The organism is Arthrobacter sp. 9MFCol3.1 (genome assembly GCF_000620385.1).
Classification (GTDB): Bacteria; Actinomycetota; Actinomycetes; order Actinomycetales; family Micrococcaceae; genus Arthrobacter.
In genome coordinates, this window is record NZ_KK211131.1 from 506,014 (window position 1) to 530,085 (window position 24,072).

A 24,072-nucleotide genomic window follows, 5' to 3' on the forward strand; every position below is an offset into this window, starting at 1 on the left:
AAAGTTCACTAAGAGTGAAACACTGCTTTCAGATCAGGCCTCCGAACCGTGCGGGACGGGCCGGATCGCTTCAGCACAGGCGCCATTTGCCTAAGATGGCCGCTATGCCCGGCCCCATAGCGGCCATCTCCGGCAAATGGTTCACGGCAGCGCAAAAAGCAAAGGCCCCGCCGTCCCTTTCGGGGCAGCGGGGCCTTTGCTTTTGATGCTTAGACGCTCGGAGCGATCTCCGGGATGCGCGGCTTGGCGTTGCCGGCGAAGGTGAACTTCGCGTCGTCGCCCTCGCCTTCCACATCCACCACCACAATGTCGCCGGAGTGCAGTTCGCCGAAGAGGATCTTCTCGGAGAGCTGGTCCTCGATCTCGCGCTGGATGGTGCGGCGCAGCGGCCGGGCACCCATGGCGGGGTCGTAGCCGCGGGTCGCCAGGAGCACCTTGGCCGCGGACGTGAGCTCGATGCCCATGTCCTTGTCCTTGAGGCGCTTCTCCAGGCGGGCGACGAACATGTCCACGATCTCGATGATCTCGTCCTGGGTCAGCTGCGGGAAGACCACAACATCATCAACACGGTTCAGGAACTCGGGGCGGAAGTGCTGCTTGAGCTCCTCCGTGACCCGGGCCCGCATCCGGTTGTAGCCGGTCTGCGTGTCCGTGCCGGACTGGAAGCCGGTGGCAACGCTCTTCGAGATGTCCCGGGTGCCGAGGTTCGTGGTCATGATGATCACGGTGTTCTTGAAGTCCACCACGCGGCCCTGGGAGTCGGTCAGGCGGCCGTCTTCCAGGATCTGCAGCAGCGAGTTGAAGAGATCAGCGTGCGCCTTCTCCACTTCGTCGAACAGGACCACGGAGAACGGACGACGGCGGACCTTCTCGGTCAGCTGGCCGCCTTCCTCGTAGCCCACGTAGCCCGGAGGGGCACCGAAGAGCCGCGACACCGTGTGCTTCTCCGAGTACTCGGACATGTCCAGGGTGATCAGCGCGTCTTCCTCGCCGAACAGGAACTCGGCGAGGGCCTTGGCCAGTTCGGTCTTGCCGACGCCGGTGGGGCCGGCGAAGATGAACGAACCGCCCGGACGCTTGGGGTCCTTGAGACCTGCACGGGTGCGCCGGATCGCCTGGGACAGGGCCTTGATGGCCTCGTTCTGGCCGACCACGCGCTTGTGCAGCTCGTCTTCCATCTTCAGCAGGCGCGAGGACTCTTCCTCGGTCAGCTTGAAGACCGGGATGCCGGTGGAGTTCGCCAGCACCTCGGCGATGAGGTCCTCATCAACTTCGGAGATGTCGTCCATGCCGCCGGTCTTCCACTGGCGTTCCTTCTCGGCGCGCTCGGCAATGAGCTTTTGCTCCTTGTCGCGCAGCGACGCGGCACCTTCGAAGTCCTGCGCATCGATCGCGGATTCCTTCTCCAGCTTCATGGCGGCGATCTTCTCGTCCATGACCTTGAGCTCCGGCGGAGCAGTCATGCGGCGGATGCGCAACCGCGCACCGGCCTCGTCGATCAGGTCGATTGCCTTGTCCGGCAGGAAGCGGTCCGAGATGTAGCGCTCGGAAAGGCTCGCCGCCGAGGCGAGGGCGCCGTCGGTGATGGTGACCCGGTGGTGTGCCTCATACCGGTCGCGGAGGCCCTTGAGGATCTCGATCGCGTGCGCAACGGAGGGTTCCTTGACCTGGATCGGCTGGAAGCGGCGCTCCAGCGCGGCATCCTTCTCGATGTGCTTACGGTATTCGTCCAGCGTGGTGGCCCCGATGGTCTGGAGTTCGCCGCGGGCCAGCATGGGCTTCAGGATCGAGGCCGCATCGATGGCGCCTTCGGCGGCACCGGCACCCACCAGGGTGTGGATCTCATCGATGAACAGGATGATGTCGCCGCGGGTGCGGATCTCCTTGAGGACCTTCTTCAGGCGCTCTTCGAAGTCGCCGCGGTAGCGGGAACCGGCCACGAGGGACCCGAGGTCCAGCGTGTAAAGCTGCTTGTCCTTAATGGTCTCCGGGACATCCCCGCGGACGATCGCCTGGGCCAGGCCCTCGACGACGGCGGTCTTGCCGACGCCGGGCTCACCGATCAGCACGGGGTTGTTCTTGGTGCGGCGGGAAAGGACCTGCATGACGCGTTCCATTTCCTGCTCACGGCCGATCACGGGGTCCAGTTTGTTCTCGCGCGCCGCCTGGGTCAGGTTGCGGCCGAACTGGTCCAGGACGACGGACCCGGCCGGGGTCCCCTCGGCCTGTCCGGGGCCGACACCGGCGCCCGTGGCTTCCTTGCCCTGGTAACCCGAGAGCAGCTGGATGACCTGCGAGCGGACCCGGTTCAGGTCTGCGCCGAGCTTGACGAGTACCTGGGCGGCAACGCCTTCGCCCTCCCGGATGAGGCCGAGGAGGATGTGCTCGGTACCAATGTAGTTATGGCCCAGCTGCAGGGCCTCGCGCAGCGAGAGCTCCAGGACCTTCTTGGCGCGCGGGGTAAAGGGGATGTGGCCGGAGGGCGCCTGCTGGCCCTGGCCGATGATCTCCTGGACCTGTTCGCGGACACCGTCGAGCGAAATGCTCAAGGATTCAAGGGCTTTGGCGGCAACACCTTCACCCTCATGGATCAGACCCAAGAGGATGTGTTCGGTACCAATGTAATTGTGGTTCAGCATGCGTGCCTCTTCTTGGGCAAGCACAACTACGCGACGGGCACGGTCCGTAAATCGCTCAAACATTTCGCCACACTCCTAGCTACGACGTACTTTGATGCTACGTGGCCGGGTTCCAGATTTGTGGCTTGTTCGCCACAGGGGAAACCGGAGGGTTGCGCATCCCTGCCCGGACCGGGTCCCCGGCAGAAGGCAGGAACCGTCCGGAACCCTTCCTGGCGGGCCGATCCGCCGGCCGGGCGGGCGCGCCGGCGGGCTGCGCCGGCCGTTCGGGGCGGGCCGATCCGCCGGGCGGGCCTTCCGGGCCGGCAGCTGCGCCGGCCGTTCGGGGCGGGCCGATCCGCCGGGCGGGCCTTCCGGGCCGGCAGCTGCGCCGGCCGTTCGGGGCGGGCCGATCCGGCGGGCGGGCACCCCGGACGGGCGCCCCGCCGTCGGCATGGCAAAGTTTCCCGAATTGACGAAGATGGCCGCTAAGCCTGGTCCCATAGCGGCCATCTCTGGCAAATGGTTGACCTCGTGCGGGACGTCGGCCCGGGGATGCTGCAGGCGGGGACCACTGGCGGCCGGACGGGCAGCTCCGGCGGAGCGGGCGCGTGCCCGGACGGGCAGCTCCGGCGGAGCGGGCGCGTAGCCGGACGGTCGATCCGCCGGGCGCGTCGCCGGCCGGGCACGTCGCCGGCCGGGCACTCGCCGCCGGCATGGCAATGCCCCCGTCAGATAACGGGGGCATTGGCATTTGACTGAGGCTCGATTACGACGCCATGAAACGTGATTGCGGCTTGATACTGCGCTCTCACGCCGGGCTCGACACTGCGCCCCGACGCGGGCCCCTGCTAGGAATTGGCCTTTTGGTAAGCTTCCTGAATTTCAGCCTGGATACGTCCACGGCTGTTTACCGCATAGCCGTTGTCCCGTGCCCACTGACGGATCTGGGCAGAGTCCTGATTCCGTCCGCTGGAAATTTTCGTGCGCGTGGCGCGTCCGCTTGACGTTTTGCGCGCGTGCGTCACAAATCGTTCCACCGCGGAGCGCAGTTCTGAAGCATTGCTTGACGACAGGTCTATTTCGTAGCTGACGCCGTCAAGGCCAAACCGGACAGTTTCGTCCGCGGATCCCCCATCCAGATCATCAACGAGGATGATTTTTACTTTCTGTGCCATAAAGGACTCTCTTTCCAAAGATCGAGCGTTTAGAAAAGCAGGATGTATCTGGAATAAGTATCCTCCGCGTTACAGCAGGGAGTCAAAGCGCAAAACTCTGTCCAAAGGAAAACTACAGGCTGCAATAGGGAACTATTACTTCTTTCCCGGGCAATTAGCTCCCCGAGGTCCCGGAATCCTGTCCTTTGGCCCTAGTTTCGGCTTCGGCATGGGCGCGGGCTTCTGCCTGCCGCTCTGATTTGTCGGCATTGAATATGGATTTCATGGCAAACCAGAAAAGCAGGCCCACCACGATGGGAGGCAGCAATACGGCGATATAGTCCACGCTCAGTGTCCTTCGGGCTTCAACAGGGGGAAGAGAATCGTTTCGCGGATGCCGGCTCCGGTGAAGAGCATCACGAGCCGGTCGATGCCGAGGCCGATCCCGCCCATGGGCGGTGCGCCGTACTCGAGCGCACGGAGGAAGTCTTCGTCCAGCTGCATTGCCTCCACGTCACCGGCGGCGGAGCGGCGGGACTGTTCGGTGAGGCGTTCGCGCTGGATCACCGGGTCAATCAGTTCGGAGAACGCCGTGCCCCGCTCCATGCCGCCGATGATGAGGTCCCAGGCCTCGATCAGGCGGCCGTCTTCGCGGTGCTGGCGGGCCAGCGGCTGCGCGGACGGCGGATAGTCGTAGACGAAGGTGGGGTTGAGCAAAGTCGGTTCCACCAGTTCGCCGAAGAGTTCGACGACGAGCTTCTCGGCTTCCCAGGCGGCGTCGACCTTAACCTCGTGCTTGGCGGCCAGCTCCAGCAGCTCGGCAACCGGGGTGTCGGGGGTTACTTCCTGGCCCACGAAGTCGGACAGTCCCGGGTAGACAGCCAGCCAGGTCCAGTCGCCGTCGAGGTTGATCTCCCCGGCTTCGGTCTGCAGCACGCGGCCCACACCGGCGGCGTCGGCGGCATCCAGGATGATTTCCTTGATCCGGTCCGCCATGACGAACTGGTCTGCCCACGCCTCGTAGGACTCCAAAGTGGTGAACTCGGGGCTGTGCGTGGAGTCCACGCCTTCGTTGCGGAAGACCCGGCCCATGTCGTAGACCCGGTCGATCCCGCCGACCACCGTGCGCTTGAGGTAGAGCTCGGTAGCGATGCGCAGCGTCATTTTCTGGTCGAAGGCGTTCATGTGCGTCTCGAAGGGACGGGCCGTCGCGCCGCCGTGAACCAGCTGCAGCATGGGGGTTTCCACCTCGACGTAGCCCTGGCGGTGCAGGGTTTCGCGGATGGAGCGGGTGATCGCGGCGCGGGTGTAAACCATCTCGCGGGCTTCGTCGCGGACAATGAGGTCCACGTAGCGCTGGCGGACACGCGTTTCTTCACTCAGCCCGGCGTGCAGCACGGGCAGCGGGCGCAGCGCCTTCGAGGCCATGGTCCAGGAATCCGCCATGACGGAGAGTTCGCCGCGGCGTGAGGAGATGACCTCGCCCTTGATGAAGACGTGGTCGCCGAGGTCCACGAGGGACTTCCACTCCGCGAGCGCCTCCTCACCGATGTTGGCCAGGCTCAGCATGACCTGCAGCCGTACGGCCTTGCCGTCCAGGCCGCCCTCCTGGAGGGTGGCGAAGCAGAGTTTGCCCGTATTGCGGATGAAGACGATGCGGCCGGTCACGCCGACGGCGTCGCCGGTGGTTTCATCGGCCTGCAGGTAGGCGTATTTCTCCCGGATTTCGGTGAGCGAGTGCGTGCGTTCGACACCCACCGGATATGCCTCGACGCCGCGTTCGATCAGCTTGGCGCGCTTCTCCATGCGGATGCGGGTCTGTTCGCTGGCGTCGTGCGGTTCGGCGGCGGTGTTCGGGGCGGGGGTGTTTTGGGAAGTCACAATCCCCAAGTTTACCGTCGATTTGCGTCCGGGAAGGTCCCGGCCCGGTTCTGCCCGGGCGGCAGCCAGACGGACGGGTGGCGGGAATAGACTCGAAGTTGTGGAGACATGGACAGTGAGGACCGACGACGGCAACGGACACCTTGAGCTGCACACCATCCGTCCGGCGGGGCATGCACCGGGCAGAGCAGCAGCGTCAGGCGCCGCCGTGGCGGCGCGCGGCAAAGGATCCGGCATCGTCGTCGTGCACGGGACACTTATCACCGATGCGCTCTACCGGTCCTTTGCCCGAAAACTTTGCCGGCTGCTGGAGCAGCCGGTGCACTGCTACAACCGCCGGGGTCGCGCCGGTTCCTCGCACCAGCCGGCCGACTATTCCGCCGCCACCGAGGTGGCCGACCTGGCAACGGTGCTCCGCGAGACCGGCGCCAGCGACGTCGTGGCCCACAGCTATGGCGGGTTCGTGGCCCTCGAGGCCGCCCGGAGCCTGCCGATTCGCAGGATGGTGACTTACGACGCCGCCGTGAGCCTCTCTGGGAACCTCACCCAGCGCTGGCGGCCCGAACTGGAAAAGTCCGTGGCGGCGGGCGAGCTCGACCACGCCTGGGCGCATTTGGTGCAAGGCCTGGAGACGGCCGGCCCGGTATCCATGCTGCCCCTGGGCGCGCTGCGCATGCTCAGCATCCTCTCGGCCCGGACCAGGCTCGGCGCCGAAATGCGGCAGCTGCTGCCCACGGCCGTCGCCGAAATGCGCGCCGTACTGGATGCCGACGCCGAACTCGAAGATTTTGCCGCCATCACCACCCCCACCCTCATGCTCAGCGGCGGCTGGAGCCCCGGCTACTTCGCCGAGACGAGCCACCAGCTTGCCGACGCCGTCCCGGCGGTCAGCTTCGCCGTGGTCCCCGGGCAGCTCCACGAAGGCCCCATCCGGCCGGGAAGCCGGCTGGCCCTGCGTACGGCCCGGTTCCTCCGCGGCGGACCCGGGGCTGCGGCCCCGCCGCCCGTCAGCCTGGCCGGCAGCCTTGCAGCCGCGGGCGTGCCGGCCCGGTGGCGGCGGAGCGGGCCCGGCCGCTGAGGGCGGCAACGCGACCGACCGCTAGAATCGGGGGCGACCCTTTCGAAAGGACCCCCTTGGCCAAGCTCTACTTCCGCTACGGCGCCATGAACTCCGGCAAATCTACGGGGCTGCTGCAGGCGGCGTTCAACTATGAGGAACGCGGCCAGCGGGTCCTGCTGGCCAAGCCGGACGTGGACACCAAGGGCGACTCCGACGTCGTGTCCCGCCTGGGCATGACCCGTTCGGTGGACTTCCTGATCCCCGCCGGCGCGTCGGCCCGTGCGCTTTTCACCGCCCAGGCCCACGGCGACGATCCCGATGCCCTGCTGCAGCATGTGGACACCCCGCCGGTGGCCTGCCTGCTGGTGGACGAGGCCCAGTTCCTGGAACCGGAACAGGTGGACGACCTCTTCCGCATCGCGGTCCTGGACAACGTCCCCGTCCTCGCCTACGGCATCCGCACCGACTTCCGGACCCGCGCGTTCCCCGGTTCCCTGCGCCTGCTGGAGATCGCGCACACCCTCGAAGAGCTCAAGACCATCTGCCGCTGCGGACGGAAGGCCATCTTCAACACACGCCGGATCGGGGACCACGTGGTGTTCGACGGGAACCAGGTTGCGATCGACGGCCAGGACGTCTGGTACGAGTCGCTCTGCGGCGCCTGCTACCTCGAGGTCTCCGGCGGCCGGCTGGGCAACTAGCGCCGGCGCAGCGCCGTGCGGCGTCCTGCACTGCCCTGCCCTGCCCTGCCCTGAACTGAACTGCGGTCATACTGCACTGCGGCGTACTGCACCGCGGCGCGGCCTCGGCTAGGCTCGGAGCATGACCCGCGAGAACATCAGAACCCCCGACGGCGGAACGATCGAGCTTTTGAGCACGGGCGCCGAGCTCGTCTCGGCGGGTTCGGGCATCGTCGTCGTGCCGGCCTCGATGGTGACGGCCGCCGATTACACCCGTTTCGCGCAGAAACTCAGTGCGTCGCTGGGCCGGCCGGTGCACACCTTCAACCGTCGCGGCCGCGGCTCGTCCTCCCCGCAGCCTGAGGATTACACCCTCGACGTGGACATCCACGACCTCGACGCCGTCATGAAGCACACCGCCAGCACGGACGTCTTCGGCCACAGCTTCGGCGGGGCGGTGGCCCTGCACGCGGCCCGCACCCTGCCGGTGGAACGGCTGGCCGTGTACGACCCCGCCGTGTCCGTCAACCACAGCGTCACGGCGGACTGGACGCCCGAATACGAGCGGGCGACCGCAGCCGGCGACGACGACCGCGCCCTCGCCGTCCTGCTCAAGGGCCTGGAGACCGGCAGCGCCCTGTCCCGGATGCCGCTGTCCATGCTGACGCTGGCGAACAAGCTTTCGGCGAGCACCCCGATCGGCAAGCAGCTGCGCGACCTCATGCAGACCGGCGTCCGCGAGATCAAGGCGATCATCGCCGCGGACATGCCGGCCGAACCCTTCCTGGAACTGCCGCTGGAGACGCTGATCATTGTTGGCGAGAAGAGCCCGGCCTACTTCGGCGTGGCCTGCGCCCAGATCCATGATGTCCTCTCCGGCTCCAGCTATACGATCCTGCCGGGCATGGGACACGACGGTGTCAACAAGGCGCCGGACAAGCTGATCGCCGAGCTGAGCGCGTTTTACTCGGGCTGACCCTCGGCCGCAAACCAACGCGGGGTCACGTAGCGCCCTTCCCGGACCTCCGGACCGGCGCTACGTGACCCCGCGTTGGTTGGCTACCCCTAGTGGGCGGCCGGGTGTGCCGCGCCTTCGGTTTTGCGCATCATGGAGGACAGCACGACGGCGGCGACGGCTATGACGGCCGCCGTCAGGAATGCCGCATGCATGCCGGCGACCATGCCCGAGTTAGCCGCCACGAAGGCGTAGATCGAGACCAGGAGCGCCGTGCCGGCGGCGCCGGCCACCTGCTGCAGCGTGCTCATGATGGCCGAGCCGTGGGAGTACAGGTGCGGCGGCAGCGGGTTCAGCCCCGTCGTGAAGGCCGGGGTGAACAACAGCGCCAGGCCCAGGCTCAGTGCCACATGCAGGGCGATGATCCACCCCAGCGGCGACGTGGCGTCCAGCATGGAGAACTGCCAGAGGGACAGCACCATCATGATCGAGCCGGTCACTGTCAGCGGCAGGGGCCCGACCCTGTCGAATACGCGGCCGATGAAGGGCCCCAGCAGGCCCATGGCCAGTCCGCCGGGCAGCAGGACCAGGCCGGTCTCAAGTGAGGTCAGGCCGCGGATCTCCTGCAGGTACAACGGCAGCAGGATCACCGCGCCGAACAGCGCGATCATGGCCACGACCAGCAGCAGCACGGACACGGTGAACATCCGGAAGGTGAAGGCGCGCAGGTCCAGCAGGGGGCCGTCGGTCTTCTGCAGCTTCAGCTGGCGCAGGACGAACGCTGCCAGGGCCAGCACGCCCACCGCCAGGGCCACCACGGCGGGGGTGCGGGATCCGCCCTGGCCGCCGCCGATCTGGCTCAGGCCGTACACCAGGCCGCCGAAGGCGGGGACCGTGAGCACCACGGACAGGGCATCGAGCCGGGTCTTCTCGGTCTCACCGATGTTGGTCAGGTACCTGGCCCCGATGGCCAGCGCGGCGAGGGCGATCGGCAGTACGAAGACGAACATGAACCGCCAGGAAAAATGCTGGAGGATCAGGCCGGAAACCGTGGGGCCCAGTGCCGGCGCCACCGAAATGGCGATGCTGACGTTGCCCATGACGGCGCCGCGGCGTTCCAGCGGCACCAGCGTGAGGATGGTGGTCATCAGGAGCGGCAGCATGATGGCGGTGCCGCCGGCCTGGACAATGCGGGCCAGCAGCAGGACTTCGAAGCCCGGCGCGAGGGCGGCCAGCAGCGTGCCGCCGGAGAACAGTCCCATGGCCAGCATGAACACGGCACGGGTGGTCAGCCGCTGCAGGATGAATCCGGTGGTGGGAATCACGACGGCCATGGTGAGCATGAAACCCGTGGACAGCCACTGCACGGTGGGCGCATCGATGTTCAGATCCACCATCAGCCGCTGCAGTGCCACGTTCATGATGGTCTCGTTGAGGATCACGACGAAGGTGGCCACCAGCAGCGTGGCGATGATGGCCACGGACTCCCGGGACATCTTTGCCGGCGCGGTGGGCGCGACAGGCGCCGCCGGCAGGTTCTGCGCGGGGACGGCGGGGGCAGCGCCCGGTGCGGGATCGCCAGAGGCGTTGGAAGAGACGTCTGTTGACATGGGAGTTCCCTCAGGGAGTTTGGTGTGGGTCCGGCGAGCGTCGGCGCTGCTGCAGGTTGCAACAGTCTAAGGCCCGGGCGCATTCCCGTCACCGGAAAACCAACGCGGGGTCACTTACCGCCCATCGGAGGCCGCGACATGGGCGGTAAGTGACCCCGCGTTGCTTTTTGGTGGCGGGTTGGGGTTAGGAGTTCAGGGGTGCGTTGTCGATGAGGCGGACGGGGCCCACCGTGGCGGCGATGATCGCCAGCCCCTCGCCGCGGAACGGGGTGTCCCGGCAGTTCTCCGCGAGGGGCTCGAGGGTGCGCGGATCCACCACCTCGAAATAGTCCAGCTCCACGAGCGGCTGGGACCGGACGAGGGCCTGCGCGGATTCGACGTCCAGCGGCTCATGGGCGTTGGCGCGCTCCTCGATGAGCCGCAGAGCGCGGGAGAGCACCAGGGCCGCCTCGCGCTGGTCTTCGGAGAGGAAGCGGTTGCGGCTGGAGAGCGCCAGGCCGTCGGCCGAGCGCACAATGGGCACCGGCACGATCTCCACGGGGAAATTCAGGTCCGCCACCATGCGCTGGACCAGGGCCAGCTGCTGCGCGTCCTTCTGGCCGAAATAGGCGCGGTACGCGGGCTGGCCGCCACCGGGCAGGCCGGCACCAGGGATGCCGTAGTGGAGCAGTTTCGCGACGACGGTCAGCGCCCCGTCGAAGTGCCCGGGCCGGGACGCGCCTTCCCATTTTTCGCCCAGGGGTCCCGCCGTGATCCGCACGAGGGGTGCCCCGCCGGGGTAGACCTCCTCGACACCCGGTGCGAACGCCAGGTCCACCCCCTCGGCGTCGAGCAGCGCGAGGTCGGCATCGAGCGTGCGGGGGTAGCGTTCCAGATCCGCGGCCTCGCCAAACTGCAGCGGGTTGACGAAAATGGTGGCCGCCACGACGTCGTTCTGGGCGACGGCCGTCCGGGCCAGCTGGGCATGTCCCTCGTGCAGGGCGCCCATGGTGGGCACGAGGCCCTGGGACGTGCCGCCTTTCTGCGCCAGCAGCCGGGCGCTGGCGGCGCGGAGCTGGGCCGCCGTGGTGACGAGTTGGATTGCCATGTCAGGGTCCTTCCGGGGCGGGCGTCCCGTTCTGGCCGGGCCCGCCGAGCGCCTGTTCGATGCCGTCGAGTTGTTCCGGCTTCAGGAGCCCGCGGCTTCCTGCCCGGCGGGCTGTCGCCCGGGCCATGGCCAGGTACGCCTCAAGAATATCGCCGGCCGCGCCGCCGTCGTACTCGCGGAGGGCGCCGGCGTGCGCGGCCACCGTGCCGGTGTCGCCGCGGGCCACGGGCCCGGTCAGGGCCGTTTCGCCCGAGGCGAGGGCGTTCTCGAGGGTGGCGCGCAGCAGCGGGCCCAGCATCCGGTCCGGGGCGTCGACGCCGACGTCGCGGAGCAGCTGCGAGGCCTGCGCCACGAGCGTGACCATATGGTTCGAACCGTGCGCGAGGGCAGCGTGGTAGAGGACGCGGTCGGCCTCGGCGATCGCGACGGGCTCGGCGCCCATTTCGACGACGAGTGCCTGGGCGATCGGCAGCATCGCGGCGTCGGCCGTGACGCCAAAGGTGCAGTCCAGGAGCCTGGTGAGGTCCAGGCTCATGCCCGTGAACGTCATGGCCGGGTGCAGCGCGAGCGGCACGGCGCCGGCGGCACGGACCGGGTGCAGGATCCCGACGCCGAAGCGCCCGGAGGTGTGCGCCACGAGCTGGCCTGGCTGCCAGGCGCCGAGCTTGGCCAGTCCGTTCACCAGCGGGCCCAGGGCATCGTCCGGGACGGCAAGCAGGACCAGTTCGGCGCGCTCCACGATGTCCTGCACGTCCAGGATCGGGACGCCTGCCAGGAGCGTTTCGACGCGTTCTTTGCTGGCGTCCGAAACGGCGGACGCCCCGATGACGGCGTGCTCGGCTCCGCGCAGCGCCGCCCCCAGGACGGCACCGACCTTCCCTGCGCCAATGATTCCGACGCCAAGGCGTCCTGGTTTAGCCATGATGCGGGCCTTCCTGGGGGTCTTCTGCGGGTGGTGCGGCCGGCTGGGCCGCCGGCTCCAGCCAGTGTTCGCTCTTCTGGTGCTTGCGCGCGGCGCGGGCACGCGCGGCTTGGGCATCGAACAGGTCCCGGGCTTCGTCGAGGCCGGCCTGGATGAGCCGCGGGGCCACCGGACCCGCCGTGGTGTGCAGGACCAGGTCCGCCACCCGGAACCGCCGGGCGAGCGGACCCTGCTCGAGCGCCATGGACTGGGTGCGCTGGTGCGGCACCACCACGAAGTTCCGCCACCAGCGGCCCGACCTCAGGAGCAGGGCGGTCTCCGTTGCCGTGAAACCGTTGCGCCGCCAGCCCAGCGGCGCCAGGAACCGGGCCCGGCGCGGGCTGGTGACGAAGCCGCCGTCGGCGTCCCGGCCGGCCGCGCTTCCCGGGGTCCCGGCGGGGTCCGCGAGGCCGGTGATCCCGGCGGTGAACAGCCCCACCGGATCCTGGGTTCCGGGATCCGGGAGCACCAGGGCGAGGATTTCCATGACGTCGGCGAGTGATCCCACCGGAAGCAGCGTGGTCCGGGCCGCCCCTTCCCCGGCGCTGCTGGCCAGGCCGTAGCCGGCCACGTTGACCTGGATCCGGTACCAGCCGAACACCCGCCACAGCGGCGGCTGGCTGACCTTCAGCGCCTGGATCCTGCCCGGCGGCACGGTCTGCGCCTGCGTGTCCAGCAGGCCGTAGCGCAGCCGGATGCCGTCCGGGGAAACAGCGGCTGTGAAGTTGTAGCCCTTGTTGAACGCGGACCAGTAGGAGGCCAGGAGCCCGATCGCGGCAGGGATCAGGAAGACCGCGAAGTTCCGGTTTTCCGTGACAGCGGAGAGCATCACCGAGGCAATGCCGCCAGCCAGGATCACAACGCTTTGTTCGCTCAGGAGCAACGAGCCCAGCAGGCGCGGCGGCGGCACGGTCAGCACGGCCTGCTGGGGGGCCTCCACGGCGGCGGACGCCAGCTCTCCGGACTCCAGCCCTCCGGGCTCCGGGTGTCCCGGCTCAGGCGCCTGCGTCCCGGCGGCGGCACCGGAGGCGCGGGCCAGGATTGTGGCGCGGAGCTGCCGGGCCTCGTCCGCGCGCAGGTACGCCAGGCGCACCGCGGACTGGCCGGCGTCGGCGACTTCGAACCGCAGTTCAGCCAGTCCGAAGATCCGCGCCAGCAGGGGCTGCACGACGTCGATCGCCTGCACCCGGTCCAGCCTGGCCTGCCGCTGCTGCTTGAACAGGAAACCGGTGTTGACGCGCACGTAGCCGCCGGCCACCTGGTAGCGGGTGAAGTACCAGCTCAGGACGTAGCCGAGAACGGTCAGCAGCAGAAGGATGCCGCCGCCGAGCAGCAGCCACGGCGCCCGTCCGGCCAACCGTTCGTCAAAGACCGGGCCGCCCTGCAGGAACCGTTCGAAACTGTCGCGTCCAAAAAAGAACAGCAGTGCAGCCAGCGCCACCCAGCCGCGGACAAAGGGCGACGCGGGGTGCACGCGCAACCAGCCGGCGTCGGCGTTTGTCCCGATGCCGGCTCCGACGGCGGTTCCGTCGGCGGCGCGTCCGGCATCCTCCGGTGTCAGCGCCATCCCGTCACGGCCTTCCGGTCACAGCCCGGCCAGCCGGGCTTCGCCGCGGGCGGACAGTTGTTCGCGGAGCCGGGCGCCTTCGCCCGCGGGCAGGCCGGGAATCTCGGCGCTGGTCGCGGCGGCTGCGGTGTGCAGCTTCAGGGTGCACAGGCCCAGCTGACGTTCGACCGGGCCCACCGCAATATCCACGTACTGCATCCGCCCGTAAGGAACCACGAGCGTGCGCTGAAAGAAGATGCCCCGCCGGATCAGGAGGTCGTCCTCACGCTCGGCGTAGCCGATCGAGCGCACCTGCCGGGGAATCAGCACGAGCCGCCACAGGGCAAGAAGCAGCGCGACGGCGGGCAGGGCGACGGCCAGCCAGACCGGCGGCCAGGTCCACGCCCCGGTCAGCACCAGGACCAGGGGAAGCGAGAGCAGGGCCACCGTGATCAGGGTTCCCAGCGCCCATCCCGCGAGGCGCACCGTGACGTACTTCGGTGACACCCTGAGCCAGTCGATGCCTGGAGGATCAATCGCTTCGGTACGCATATTCGCCTTCTGCCGAGGGCTTGCTGCGCTTTCCCTGCACGCCGGGGCGGGAATCGGCGTCGCCGTCCTCGGGCGGAATCCGGCAGAACCGCTCGACGACGAGCCCGACAATCACCATGATCAGCGCGCCCCCAGCCATGGCCAGGGCCTGCCAGGTGATGTCCTGGTTGCTGCGCAGGTTCCACAGCCGCAGTTGTTCCACCACGATTCCCGCGTGCCAGCCCAAAAGGACCGCCCCGGTGTAGGCGCAGGCCTGGGCGAGGACCAGGGTCCAGGCCGCCAGGATGGGGTTGAGGATTTTCTTCTTCTTTTTGCCGTTGCGCCACCGGAGCACGCGGATGCCCAGCACCAGCGTGAGGGCCACGATCACACCCATGGTCACCAGCCCCGTCAGGGGCAGCACCGGGGTGGCCAGTCCGTAGCGGCCGGAGAGCATGGTGGCGAACCAGCCGGCCACGGCCAGGACCACGCAAATGGCCAGCAGGAGCAGGGGGCTGGTCAGCTTCACGGCTGCTCCGCCGCACCGGGCACGCCGGTGGTCTCCGTGGCTGTGACATCTGTCGCAGCCTGGTCCTGGAAGCCGTCAAAGGTGGCGAGGTCGGCGAAGTCGGCCGCTTTCGCCGCGAGGTCGCCCACGCGTTCGCCGTTGAGCTCCGCCGCGGGATCGATCAGCGACCACGGATAGAGCACGAACGCCCGTTCCGCGGCCCGGGGGTGCGGCAGGGTGAGGTCGGGGTCGGAGCTTGCCACGTCCCCGTACGTGATGATGTCCACGTCCAGGGTCCGCGGCCCCCACCGGACCTCGCGCACGCGCAAATGCTTCTGCTCCACCTCGTGGCAGTGCTCCAGCAGTTCGCGTGGCGGCAGCGACGTCTCGACGGCGATCACCATGTTCAGGAAGTCAGGTTGGCCCGGCGGGCCACCGACGGCCTTAGTCTGGACGATCGGCGAGATGGCCAGCAGGCGCACCTCCGGCGGGTCGACGAGGTCTGCGACGGCGGCGGACAGGGTGTCGCTGCGCTCACCCAGGTTGCTGCCGAGCGCGATCACGGCACGGGTGTAGCGCGGGCTCACGTCCGCCTCCGGTGCACGCTGACGGCGACGTCGCCGAAGTCGACGTCGATTGGGGCCTTGGGCTTGTGCACGGTGACATCCACGGCGGCGACTGGGAATTTCTGCAGGACGTCCTCGGCGATCCGCACCGCGAGGGCCTCGATCAGGTTCAGCGGCCCACCCGTGATCCAGTCCCGGATGCAGTTGGCCACCTCGCCGTAATGCGCGGTGTCCAGGACGTCGTCGGAAGCCGCCGCCTTGCTGAAGTCCAGGTGCAGCACCGCGTCAACGACGAACGGCTGCCCGTCGCGGCGCTCGAAATCGAACACACCGTGATGGCCGACGGCGGTGACGCCGCTCAGCGTGATCTGATCCATGGTGCCGGCCGGTTCAGTTGGTGCCGGCGGCGGCGGAAGCGGCCGCTGCCGGGGGCGTCGGGGGTGCCATGCGGGCGGCGACCTTGACGGCGTCCAGGCTCGCGCCGACGTCGTGCACGCGCACAGCCCAGGCGCCGCGGAAGGCGCTGATGGCGGTTATGGCGGCGGTGGCGGCGTCGCGTTCAGCCGGCTGGGCGGCCTTGCCGGCCACGGTCAGGAGGCTGCCGAGGAAGCGTTTGCGCGAGCCGGCGACGAGGACCTTGTGGCCCATGGCCTGCAGGACATCCAGGTGCTGCAGGAGCTCCCAGTTCTGGCCGTCGTTTTTGGCGAACCCCAGTCCCGGGTCCACAATGATCTGCTCCGGCGCGACCCCGGCGGCGTACAGCTTGTCGCGGATGCCGGCGAGCTCCGTCACCACTTCCCCTGCAACGTCACGGTAGTCCGTCAGGGAGTTCATGGTGCTGGCGTCGCCGCGGCGGTGCGTCAGGATGTACGGGACCTTGGTGCGCGCGGCCAGTTCGGCCATTTCCGGTTCCATGGTCAGGCCCGAGACGTCGTTGATGATCGCGGCGCCGGCCTTCAGAGCCGCGGCAGCCGTCACGGCGTGGGTGGTGTCGATGCTGACCAGGGCGCCGGCCTTGACCAGGGCCTCGATGACCGGCAGGACCCGGCGCTGTTCCTCGTCGGCGCCGACTGCCGTGGCACCCGGGCGGGTGGATTCGCCGCCGACGTCGATGATGTCCGCCCCGGCGTAGAACATCCGCAGCCCTGCCGCGATCGCCGTGTCTTCCGTCGCGTGCGCTCCGCCGTCGCTGAAGGAATCAGGGGTGACGTTGAGGATTCCCATCACCAGTGTCCGGTCAGTGGGCAGGTCCTGGAACTTCGCCGCCGGGCGCGCTTTGCGCAGGATGGGCAGGGGCGAGGTGGCCGGGCCGGTCCCCGGGGCTGCAGCTAGGGAGTCCATAGTCTGTGTTCTTACCTTCCGAGTATGAGGCTCATGGCTTCGGCACGGGTGGCCGGGTCATGGAGTTGCCCGCGCACTGCGCTGGTGACGGTCTTGGCGCCGGGCTTGCGGATTCCCCGCATGGACATGCACAGGTGTTCGCATTCGACGACGACGATCGCGCCGCGCGGATTGAGGTGCGTGACGAGGGCCTCGACGATCTGGGTGGTCAGGCGTTCCTGGACCTGCGGGCGCTTGGCGAACATGTCCACCACGCGCGCCAGCTTGCTCAGGCCTGTGACCTTGCCGTCGTGGGACGGGATGTAGCCCACATGCGCCACCCCGTGGAACGGCACCAGGTGGTGCTCGCAGGTGGAATAGAACGGGATGTCCTTGACGAGGACGAGTTCCTCGTGCTCGAGGTCGAAGGTGGTGGCCAGGATCTCGGCGGGGTCGTGGTGCAGGCCGGCAAACATTTCCACGTACGCCTTGGCCACCCGCTTCGGGGTGTCCACGAGACCGCCGCGGTCCGGGTCCTCCCCGATCGCCAGCAGGATTTCCCGCACGGCGGCTTCAATCCTGGGCCGGTCCACTTTGGACTTTGAATGTGGGGCTTCCCCGCCCCCCGCCGGAGCAGCAGCGGGGGCGGGAACGTCGTCGTCGAAGTTAGAAGTCACAGAAGAAGCCTAGCCGGGATGACCATCAGTCCCGATATCTGTTGCACCGCCCTGGAAAGACTCCTGCCCGCCGACTCCCTGGGCATGCGGGGGCTGGGCATCCAGGGGCTCTTCGAGCCGGGCGTGGGTGGCTTCCTCCTGCGCTTCACGCTCCGCCTTTTCGCGGCGCGACTCCACCGGTCCGGCGGACTGGAGCGTGCGGGTCTCCTTGGAGAGCCAGACGTCGCGGAAGTCGCGCTTGCGGATGTTGGTGAAGATTTGCGCGATTTCAGCCTGGTTTAGTGTTTCGCGCTCGAGCAGTTCCAGCGCGAGCTCGTCCAGGACATCCCGGTTCTCGGTCAGGATGGCGTAGGCCTCATCGTGCGCGCCGTCGATCAGGCGGCGTACTTCCTCGTCGACGATGTAGGCAATCTGGTCCGAGTAGTTGCGCTCGTGCCCGGCATCGCGGCCAAGGAACGGCTCGCCGCCGCCCTGGCCGAGGCGGACGGAGCCGACCCTTTCGCTCATGCCGAACTCGGTGACCATCTTCCGGGCGATTCCGGTGGCCTTTTCGATGTCGTTGGACGCACCCGTGGACGGATCGTGGAAGACAAGTTCCTCGGCGACGCGGCCGCCCATGGCGTAGGCCATCTGGTCCAGCAGCTCGTTGCGGGTGACGGAGTATTTGTCGTTCTCCGGGACCACCATGGTGTAACCCAGGGCACGGCCGCGGGGCAGGATGGTGATCTTGGTGACCGGGGCGGAGTTCCGCAGGGCAGCCGCGACCAGGGCGTGGCCGCCCTCGTGGTACGCGGTGACTTTGCGTTCGTGTTCTTTCATGACCCGGCTGCGCTTCTGCGGGCCTGCCATGACGCGGTCGATCGCCTCGTCGAGGGCGCGGTCATCGATCAGGTTCGCGTTGGAGCGGGCCGTCAGCAGGGCAGCCTCGTTCAGGACGTTGGCGAGGTCCGCGCCGGTGTATCCGGGGGTCTTTTTGGCGACGGCCTTGAGGTCGACGCCGTCGGCCATCGGTTTGCCCTTGGCGTGCACCTGCAGGATCTGGTCGCGGCCGATCAGGTCGGGGGCTTCCACCGAGATTTGCCGGTCGAAACGGCCCGGGCGCAGCAGTGCGGGGTCCAGGACGTCGGGGCGGTTGGTGGCGGCAATCAGGATGACGTTGGTCTTGACGTCGAAGCCGTCCATTTCCACCAGCAGCTGGTTCAGGGTCTGCTCGCGCTCGTCGTTGCCGCCGCCGATTCCGGCGCCGCGGTGCCGGCCGACGGCGTCGATCTCATCGACGAAAATGATCGCCGGCGCGTTGGACTTGGCCTGCTCGAAGAGGTCGCGTACACGGGAGGCGCCCACGCCGACGAACATTTCCACGAAGTCGGAGCCTGAGATGGAGAAGAAGGGAACGCCGGCCTCGCCGGCAACAGCGCGGGCAAGGAGGGTTTTGCCGGTGCCCGGAGGGCCGTAGAGCAGCACGCCCTTCGGAATCTTGGCGCCGACGGCCTGGAATTTGGCCGGCTCCTGCAGGAATTCCTTGATCTCCTCGAGTTCCTCGACAGCCTCATCGGCGCCGGCGACATCGCTGAAGGTCACCTGCGGCATGTCCTTGTTGACCAGCTTGGCCTTGGACTTGCCGAACTGCATCACCTTGGACCCGCCGCCCTGCATCCGGGAGAGCAGGAACCAGAACAGGACGCCAAGCAGCAGCACGGGCACCAGCAGGGAGAAGAGCCCGGAGAACCAGTTGTTTTCGATCGGCTGGTCGGTGAAGCCGCCGGACGGTTTGGAGTCCGTGACCGCCTTGACGACGTCCTGGGCGCGGGCGTTGACGAAGTAGAACTGGACGTTCTTGCCCTTGTCCTGCCCGTCGACCTGGAGGTTGTCCTTCAGGACCAGGTCCACCCGGTTCTCGGCGTCGAAAATCTTGGCCTGTTCAACCTTGCCGCCGGCTGTCAGCAGCTCAAGGCCCTTGTCGGTGTCGATCCGGCTGGCGCCGCCCGGTGCAAGCGTGGCAAATGCCAGCAGCAGCATGGCCACCACGACGACAATCCAGATGCCGGGGCCCTTGAAGAAACTCTTAGCTTTCATCTGTTCGGGGCTGGCCCCGTCCCTCCTGGTAGTGCTGCACGGCGAGAGATCTGCGCGCGTGTGGTGCTGCGTCAGGTTCTAGCTATACACCGTCGCACTATCCCACGCACGGCAAAGGGCAAAAGTTCCCTGTGGGCGTAGCGGCCCCGGGCCTCCGGCCGGCCGGGCCTCCGGCCGCCCGGGGCCCGGACGGGTGCCCCCGCGTGAACGACTTACTCGTAGACGTGCGGGGCCAGGGTGCCGACGAAGTCCAGGTTGCGGTACTTCTCGGCGTAGTCCAGGCCATAGCCCACCACGAACTCGTTGGGGATGTCATAGCCGACGTACTTGACGTCGATCTTGACCTTGGCGGCCGTCGGCTTGCGGAAGGCGGTGCAGATTTCCACCGACGCCGTGCCGCGGGATTCCAGGTTCGTCTTGAGCCAGGACAGCGTGAGGCCGGAATCGATGATGTCCTCGACGATCAGGACGTCTTTGCCCATGAGGTCGGTGTCGAGGTCCTTCAGGATGCGGACCACGCCTGAGGACTGCGTGCCCGAGCCGTACGAGGAGACGGCCATCCAGTCCATGGAGACGTGGGTGTGCAGTGCGCGGGCCAGATCTGCCATGACCATGACGGCGCCCTTGAGCACGCCGACGATCAGGAGGTCGCGGCCCTCGTAGTCCTTGTCGATCTGCGCCGCGAGTTCGGTGATCCGTTGCTGGATCTGTTCCTTGGTGTAGAGAACGTGTTTGAGGTCTGCCTGGACGTCGTTTGAATCCACCAATGGCTCCTGTGTAGATGCGGGGTGCGACTAATTTCGGGGCGGCTGTTGAGGCCGGAATACAAGCTTCCCACAGCGGGCGGCTTCGCGGGGAACACCGGCGGCGGACGGCTCCGCCGCGAGGAGCTGCGCGAGCGAGAGCCGGTAGACGCTGACCGCGCCGGGAAGCTCCACCGGACCGGCCGATCCCTGCCGGCGCAGCAGTGCTTCCGCCGCGAGCAGGCGCTGGTAGCTGGGCTGCTGACCGCCCACGGCGGCGGCGGCCTTGGCGATCACCCGGAACCTCACGGCCGGGGCAAGATCCCGCAGTTCGGCCTCCGGAAGGCTGATCTCCTCCCCGGCCTGCTGGCGCAGCCGCTCGAACGTGTCGTTCGCCACGTCCTCCAGGTAATCGGCGTCGAGCTGCAGGATCGCGGCCGTGCGGGCGAGCGATTCGGCGACTCCGGGGCCAAGCTTGTCCTCCAGCAGGGGCAGCACCTCAACCCGGGTCCGGGAACGCGCGTACACGGGATCGGTGTTGGACGGGTCGTGCCAGGGCTCCAGGTCCTCCACCCGGCAGATCTCCAGGGTGTCCGCACGCCGCAGGCCCAGGAACGGGCGCAGCAGCCGGCCGCGGGCCGGGCGCATCCCGGCGAGGGACCGGGTACCCGACCCCCGCGCCAGGCCCAGGAGTACCTGTTCGGCCTGGTCATCGAGGGTGTGGCCGAGCAGGATCGCGCCTGCGCCTGCCTCGTCCGCGGCGGCCTCGAGGGCCGCATGGCGGGCGTCCCGGGCAGCAGCCTCGGGGCCTGCGCCGCTGGAGGCGACGTCGACAGTCCTGATCGTCACGGGAGAGAGCCCGAGTTCTTCGAGGGTCCGGGCCGTGGTGGCGGCGACCCCGGCCGAGCCCGGCTGAAGCTGGTGGTCCACGACGACGGCGCCAACAGAGACAGGATGGCCGTCCACGTGACCCCGGCGCCCGAAATAGGCGGCGACGGCGGCGAGAGCCAGCGAGTCCGGGCCGCCGCTGCAGGCGACCAGGACGCGGTCCGGGTAGCCGGCCGCGGCAAGGGCGTCCTGCAGCATTTTTCGCGCCGTGCCGACCACCGGCGCGAGGCGGCCGGGCCGGCGTCGTCCGCTGGAAATCGAGGTCGAACCGACGCCGTCGGGAGCAGTCATGGCGGCTAGAGGCCCATCCGGTCGAGCCAGAGCTTGGAGTCGTGGATCTCGGGTTCGCTGGGGAGATGGTCCGCGGACTCCCAGACCCTGTTGAAGCCTCCCATGCCGGCGGCCGCCACCACTTCCCGGACGAACTTGGCGCCGTCGCTGTACTGGCGCATCTTGGCGTCGAGGCCGAGCAGGTTGCGGATGAATTTCTCGATCATGCCGCGGTCCTGGCCGCGGTCGTTGAAACGCTGCCGGATGGTCTTCACCGAGGGGACGATGCTGGCGTCCACGGCGTCCATGACCACATTGGCGTGGCCCTCGAGCAGGCTCATGAGGGCAGTCAGGCGGGACAGGGCCGCCTTTTCCTCCGGGTTCTGGAGCAGGTCCAGGATGGCGCCGCGTCCGGGTGCGGTGCCGGGAGCCGCGCGGTCCTTCAGCGATTTCGCGGCCGCCGAGGCCCGCTCCATCAGGGAATCGACGTTGCCCAGCAACAGTCCGCTGAGGTTTTCGATCTCTTGGAGCATGTGGTGCCGCAGCCACGGTGCGGCGGCAAACTGCACCCGGTGGGTCTGTTCGTGGAGGCAGACCCAGAGCCGGAAGTCCGCGGGTTCGACTTTCAGTTCGCGTTCCACGGAGATGATGTTCGGCGCGACGAGCAGCAGCCGCCCGGAAGCGGGGGCCGTGGAGTTTTCGGCCAGCGCGGAGAAGGGATCGTACTGGCCCAGGACTTTGCTCGAAAGGAAGGCCAGGATGGCGCCGAGCTGGCTGCCGGTGATGGCTGCGCTGACCCCGGCAGCCCCGGGGCTGAGGGATCCGCGGCCCTCCAGCAGCTTTCCCATGGCGGGCTTGAGCATGACGGCGAAGCTCTGCGTGTTGGCCTTGGCCCATGAGGCCCGGTCCACCACAAGGACCTCGGAGTCGCGCAGGTCCCGCGCGGCGTCCAGGCCGGTGATGTGGTGGACGTGCGGCACGGCCATGTCCGCCATGAGCCGCAGATTTTCGACGGCGGCGCCGATCTCGGCTGCGCCCAGGACGGGACCTGCCGGCGTCAGCCGGGCTGCCGTGGACGCGGCGAGCTCCCAGTTGATGAGATCTGGGGCCTGGGCCGATGCCCCGCTCGGCGTCTTGGGTGATGTCTCGCTTGATGTCTGGCTTGCAGAAGACTCCATGGGGTCCATCAGATCACAGGGGCCCGACAATCCGCCTTAATTTTCGCTGACCGGCGAACCGGCCAGGGCTCGTCGGCCGTCGGCCGGCCCCGTCCCCGGACCCGGCCGGGGGTTCCCGGCTGCGCGTTCCTGGCCGGCCGCCGACGTCAGCGGCAGCCGCAGCCGGCGAGGACGGCGGCGGAGCGGTCCAGTGCGGCCTTGTTCGCGGCGCCGGGGGTCAGCCCGTTGCCGACGAAGGAAAAGACCAGGAGCCGGCCGTCGGCGTCGACCACGTAACCGCTGAGGGCAATGACCGTGTTCAGCGTGCCCGTTTTGGCGCGGACAAGCCCGGCGCCCGCGGCCGAGGCCGCATCCGTGTAACGGTCCCCCAGGGTGCCGGTGAGCCCGGCGACCGGGAACCCGGTGAGGGCGGCGCGCAGCCGGGGGTCTGTGCCCGAGGTCATGGCCCGGACCACGTCCGTCAGTTGCCGGGCCGAGACCCGATTGGCCAGGGCCAGGCCGGAGACGTCCGCGGCCCGGAGGGAATCAGTGGGAACGCCCATGTCCTTGACCTGCGCCAGCACGGCGGCAATGGCGTCGTCGCTGCTGCCGGGCAGGCCGGCGCCGAGGGCGGTCATCCGCCCCATCACCTCGGCGAGGTAGTTGTCCGAGGTCTGCAGCATGAAGTCCACCTGCTGCCCCACCGTGGCGGACTGGACCTCGGCCAGGACTTTGGCGTCCCGGCCCTCCGGCGCGCCGCCGGGCTGGACCCGGGCGATGCCGGGGGCCACGGACAGTCCCTCGGCCGCCGCGGCCGCCATGAGCCGGGCGGCGAACACCTCGGCGGCGGTCATGGCGGCGTCCTGCGGGCGGGGTCCGGCGGTCTTGGCGGGATCGAACCTGGCGGAGTTCAGCGCCAGCGGGTACAGCGGGGCCATCTCTCCGGCGGCGACGTCCTCCGGGCTCCACGCCTTGCTGAGCGGGGGGCCGCTGAAGAGGGAGTCATCCAGCAGGACGTTCACCGTGCCGGTGACGCCGCCGGCCTTGAGGGCATCGATAGTGGCCTTCGCGAGCGTGGTCAGCCCGGCGCGGCCCAGAACGGCCCCGGGGGCCGATTCCCCGGCGCCCAGGAGGACGTCGCCCCCGCCGCTCAGGATCACCGAGCCGGGCGTGGGCCCTGCCAGCACGCGGGTGCTGAAGCGGCGGTCCGGTCCCAGGACGCGCAGGGCCGCGCCGGCTGTGAGGAGCTTCATGTTCGACGCCGGAACGCGGGCCTCGTCGGCAGCCCGGTCGAAGAGGACCTGCCCCGTGGTGGCGTCCTGGACGATGCCGGTGAAGGTGCCGGCGCCGTCGGGCTTAAGGGTCTTGTCCAGCTGCGCGGCGAGGGCGGCGCCGGCCGGAACCGGCGCGGAAGCGCTGAGGGGCCCGGCTCCTCCCGAACCGTTACCGGGAAGGCTCAGCGTGGCGGGGATCTGCTGCCACGGCGGTGCTGTTTGCGAGGCGCCCGAGTGCCGGTCCGGGCCAAGGAATGCCGGAGCGATGGCGATGCCGGCCGGCAGTGCCACTGCCACCACGAGGAGGGTCTGGAGCAGCAGTGCGGGCATCCCGCGAAGCCTGCCGGGCGCCGGCTGGGTGCCCTCGCGGCTGGTTCTCGGTTTCATGCTGCTGCTGGTCCTTAGTCCTGAAATGTCCCCACTAGTTCCTGAAACCAGCGCCTCTCGCTATATCCTCAATAGTAGTCGGCGGCACCGACAGCCCTTTTGCACGTGCCGCGCACCCCC

22 protein-coding genes are annotated in these 24,072 nt (G+C 68.4%); 3 read left to right on the forward strand and 19 right to left on the reverse strand.

All coding sequences use genetic code 11. The features are described 5' to 3' along the window. Positions 1 to 209 precede the first annotated feature (209 nt). From C560_RS0119715 to lysS, 4 genes are all read right to left on the reverse strand, one after another. Complete coding sequence (locus tag C560_RS0119715; RefSeq protein WP_026539499.1) at positions 210 to 2,702, reverse strand: ATP-dependent Clp protease ATP-binding subunit; 2,493 nt, start codon at positions 2,700 to 2,702, stop codon at positions 210 to 212. 767 nt (positions 2,703 to 3,469) lie between these two features. Further along, positions 3,470 to 3,796, reverse strand: a complete 327-nt coding sequence (locus C560_RS0119720; RefSeq protein WP_018774922.1) for a histone-like nucleoid-structuring protein Lsr2 — start codon at positions 3,794 to 3,796, stop codon at positions 3,470 to 3,472. Between the two features lie 154 nt (positions 3,797 to 3,950). After that, positions 3,951 to 4,121 (reverse strand): hypothetical protein, encoded by a 171-nt coding sequence (locus tag C560_RS23670; protein ID WP_197026194.1) that lies wholly within the window; start codon positions 4,119 to 4,121, stop codon positions 3,951 to 3,953. Between the two features lie 2 nt (positions 4,122 to 4,123). Then, positions 4,124 to 5,656: a lysine--tRNA ligase gene (gene lysS / locus C560_RS0119730; protein WP_018774924.1), complete on the reverse strand. Its 1,533-nt coding sequence runs from the start codon at positions 5,654 to 5,656 to the stop codon at positions 4,124 to 4,126. A gap of 100 nt (positions 5,657 to 5,756) precedes the next feature. Between lysS and C560_RS22485 the strand changes: the two genes are divergently transcribed. From C560_RS22485 to C560_RS0119745, 3 genes are all read left to right on the forward strand, one after another. Next, positions 5,757 to 6,734 carry an alpha/beta fold hydrolase gene (locus tag C560_RS22485; protein ID WP_081801771.1) on the forward strand — a complete coding sequence of 326 codons (978 nt, stop codon included), beginning with the start codon at positions 5,757 to 5,759 and terminating at the stop codon, positions 6,732 to 6,734. Between the two features lie 56 nt (positions 6,735 to 6,790). Beyond that, on the forward strand, positions 6,791 to 7,417 hold the full coding sequence (locus C560_RS0119740) for a thymidine kinase (RefSeq protein WP_018774926.1): 627 nt from the start codon (positions 6,791 to 6,793) through the stop codon (positions 7,415 to 7,417). A gap of 121 nt (positions 7,418 to 7,538) precedes the next feature. Beyond that, positions 7,539 to 8,372 carry an alpha/beta fold hydrolase gene (locus C560_RS0119745; protein ID WP_026539500.1) on the forward strand — a complete coding sequence of 278 codons (834 nt, stop codon included), beginning with the start codon at positions 7,539 to 7,541 and terminating at the stop codon, positions 8,370 to 8,372. Positions 8,373 to 8,461: 89 nt separating this feature from the next. Here the strand turns inward: C560_RS0119745 and C560_RS0119750 are convergent, their stop codons facing one another. The 15 genes from C560_RS0119750 to dacB form a co-directional block, all read right to left on the reverse strand. Further along, positions 8,462 to 9,961, reverse strand: a complete 1,500-nt coding sequence (locus C560_RS0119750; RefSeq protein ID WP_026539501.1) for an MDR family MFS transporter — start codon at positions 9,959 to 9,961, stop codon at positions 8,462 to 8,464. Between the two features lie 184 nt (positions 9,962 to 10,145). Next, positions 10,146 to 11,048 (reverse strand): pantoate--beta-alanine ligase, encoded by a 903-nt coding sequence (gene panC / locus C560_RS0119755; protein ID WP_026539502.1) that lies wholly within the window; start codon positions 11,046 to 11,048, stop codon positions 10,146 to 10,148. A 1-nt stretch (position 11,049) separates the two neighbouring features. Then, complete coding sequence (locus tag C560_RS0119760; RefSeq protein WP_026539503.1) at positions 11,050 to 11,970, reverse strand: Rossmann-like and DUF2520 domain-containing protein; 921 nt, start codon at positions 11,968 to 11,970, stop codon at positions 11,050 to 11,052. Further along, positions 11,963 to 13,576, reverse strand: a complete 1,614-nt coding sequence (locus C560_RS0119765; protein WP_026539504.1) for a PH domain-containing protein — start codon at positions 13,574 to 13,576, stop codon at positions 11,963 to 11,965. Before C560_RS0119765 ends, C560_RS0119760 begins: the two co-directional genes overlap by 8 nt. Before the next feature lie 18 nt (positions 13,577 to 13,594). Next, complete coding sequence (locus C560_RS0119770; protein ID WP_026539505.1) at positions 13,595 to 14,107, reverse strand: PH domain-containing protein; 513 nt, start codon at positions 14,105 to 14,107, stop codon at positions 13,595 to 13,597. After that, positions 14,088 to 14,615: a DUF3180 domain-containing protein gene (locus C560_RS0119775; RefSeq protein ID WP_026539506.1), complete on the reverse strand. Its 528-nt coding sequence runs from the start codon at positions 14,613 to 14,615 to the stop codon at positions 14,088 to 14,090. The genes C560_RS0119770 and C560_RS0119775 overlap by 20 nt, the downstream gene beginning before the upstream one ends. Next, on the reverse strand, positions 14,612 to 15,181 hold the full coding sequence (folK, locus tag C560_RS0119780) for a 2-amino-4-hydroxy-6-hydroxymethyldihydropteridine diphosphokinase (protein ID WP_026539507.1): 570 nt from the start codon (positions 15,179 to 15,181) through the stop codon (positions 14,612 to 14,614). Before folK ends, C560_RS0119775 begins: the two co-directional genes overlap by 4 nt. After that, positions 15,178 to 15,537, reverse strand: coding sequence for a dihydroneopterin aldolase (gene folB / locus C560_RS0119785; RefSeq protein WP_026539508.1), 360 nt, complete (start codon positions 15,535 to 15,537; stop codon positions 15,178 to 15,180). Before folB ends, folK begins: the two co-directional genes overlap by 4 nt. A gap of 13 nt (positions 15,538 to 15,550) precedes the next feature. Further along, positions 15,551 to 16,501: a dihydropteroate synthase gene (gene folP / locus C560_RS0119790; protein ID WP_026539509.1), complete on the reverse strand. Its 951-nt coding sequence runs from the start codon at positions 16,499 to 16,501 to the stop codon at positions 15,551 to 15,553. Between the two features lie 11 nt (positions 16,502 to 16,512). Next, positions 16,513 to 17,157, reverse strand: coding sequence for a GTP cyclohydrolase I FolE (folE, locus tag C560_RS0119795; RefSeq protein WP_026539510.1), 645 nt, complete (start codon positions 17,155 to 17,157; stop codon positions 16,513 to 16,515). A 9-nt stretch (positions 17,158 to 17,166) separates the two neighbouring features. After that, positions 17,167 to 19,233, reverse strand: a complete 2,067-nt coding sequence (gene ftsH, locus C560_RS0119800) for an ATP-dependent zinc metalloprotease FtsH (RefSeq protein WP_026539511.1) — start codon at positions 19,231 to 19,233, stop codon at positions 17,167 to 17,169. A 212-nt stretch (positions 19,234 to 19,445) separates the two neighbouring features. Further along, a complete protein-coding gene (gene hpt, locus C560_RS0119805; RefSeq protein ID WP_018774939.1) occupies positions 19,446 to 19,997 on the reverse strand; it encodes a hypoxanthine phosphoribosyltransferase in 552 nt (183 codons plus the stop codon). 30 nt (positions 19,998 to 20,027) lie between these two features. Further along, positions 20,028 to 21,062 (reverse strand): tRNA lysidine(34) synthetase TilS, encoded by a 1,035-nt coding sequence (tilS, locus tag C560_RS0119810; RefSeq protein ID WP_197026201.1) that lies wholly within the window; start codon positions 21,060 to 21,062, stop codon positions 20,028 to 20,030. 98 nt (positions 21,063 to 21,160) lie between these two features. Continuing rightward, positions 21,161 to 22,312 carry a zinc-dependent metalloprotease gene (locus C560_RS0119815; protein WP_026539513.1) on the reverse strand — a complete coding sequence of 384 codons (1,152 nt, stop codon included), beginning with the start codon at positions 22,310 to 22,312 and terminating at the stop codon, positions 21,161 to 21,163. Between the two features lie 146 nt (positions 22,313 to 22,458). After that, on the reverse strand, positions 22,459 to 23,952 hold the full coding sequence (gene dacB / locus C560_RS0119820) for a D-alanyl-D-alanine carboxypeptidase/D-alanyl-D-alanine endopeptidase (RefSeq protein ID WP_051533284.1): 1,494 nt from the start codon (positions 23,950 to 23,952) through the stop codon (positions 22,459 to 22,461). Positions 23,953 to 24,072: the final 120 nt, after the last annotated feature.

Excerpts from the sequence above, each read along its gene's own strand:
- ftsH (WP_026539511.1), bottom strand. The coding sequence starts at position 19,233 with ATGAAAGCTAAGAGTTTCTTCAAGGGCCCCGGCATCTGGATTGTCGTC.
- panC (WP_026539502.1), bottom strand. The coding sequence starts at position 11,048 with ATGGCAATCCAACTCGTCACCACGGCGGCCCAGCTCCGCGCCGCCAGC.
- tilS (WP_197026201.1), bottom strand. The coding sequence starts at position 21,062 with ATGCTGCAGGACGCCCTTGCCGCGGCCGGCTACCCGGACCGCGTCCTG.
- C560_RS0119720 (WP_018774922.1), bottom strand. The coding sequence starts at position 3,796 with ATGGCACAGAAAGTAAAAATCATCCTCGTTGATGATCTGGATGGGGGA.
- folP (WP_026539509.1), bottom strand. The coding sequence starts at position 16,501 with ATGGACTCCCTAGCTGCAGCCCCGGGGACCGGCCCGGCCACCTCGCCC.
- C560_RS0119750 (WP_026539501.1), bottom strand. The coding sequence starts at position 9,961 with ATGTCAACAGACGTCTCTTCCAACGCCTCTGGCGATCCCGCACCGGGC.
- folB (WP_026539508.1), bottom strand. The coding sequence starts at position 15,537 with ATGGATCAGATCACGCTGAGCGGCGTCACCGCCGTCGGCCATCACGGT.
- C560_RS0119745 (WP_026539500.1), top strand. The coding sequence starts at position 7,539 with ATGACCCGCGAGAACATCAGAACCCCCGACGGCGGAACGATCGAGCTT.
- C560_RS0119765 (WP_026539504.1), bottom strand. The coding sequence starts at position 13,576 with ATGGCGCTGACACCGGAGGATGCCGGACGCGCCGCCGACGGAACCGCC.
- C560_RS0119815 (WP_026539513.1), bottom strand. The coding sequence starts at position 22,312 with ATGGAGTCTTCTGCAAGCCAGACATCAAGCGAGACATCACCCAAGACG.
- dacB (WP_051533284.1), bottom strand. The coding sequence starts at position 23,952 with ATGAAACCGAGAACCAGCCGCGAGGGCACCCAGCCGGCGCCCGGCAGG.
- C560_RS0119715 (WP_026539499.1), bottom strand. The coding sequence starts at position 2,702 with ATGTTTGAGCGATTTACGGACCGTGCCCGTCGCGTAGTTGTGCTTGCC.
- C560_RS0119770 (WP_026539505.1), bottom strand. The coding sequence starts at position 14,107 with ATGCGTACCGAAGCGATTGATCCTCCAGGCATCGACTGGCTCAGGGTG.
- C560_RS0119760 (WP_026539503.1), bottom strand. The coding sequence starts at position 11,970 with ATGGCTAAACCAGGACGCCTTGGCGTCGGAATCATTGGCGCAGGGAAG.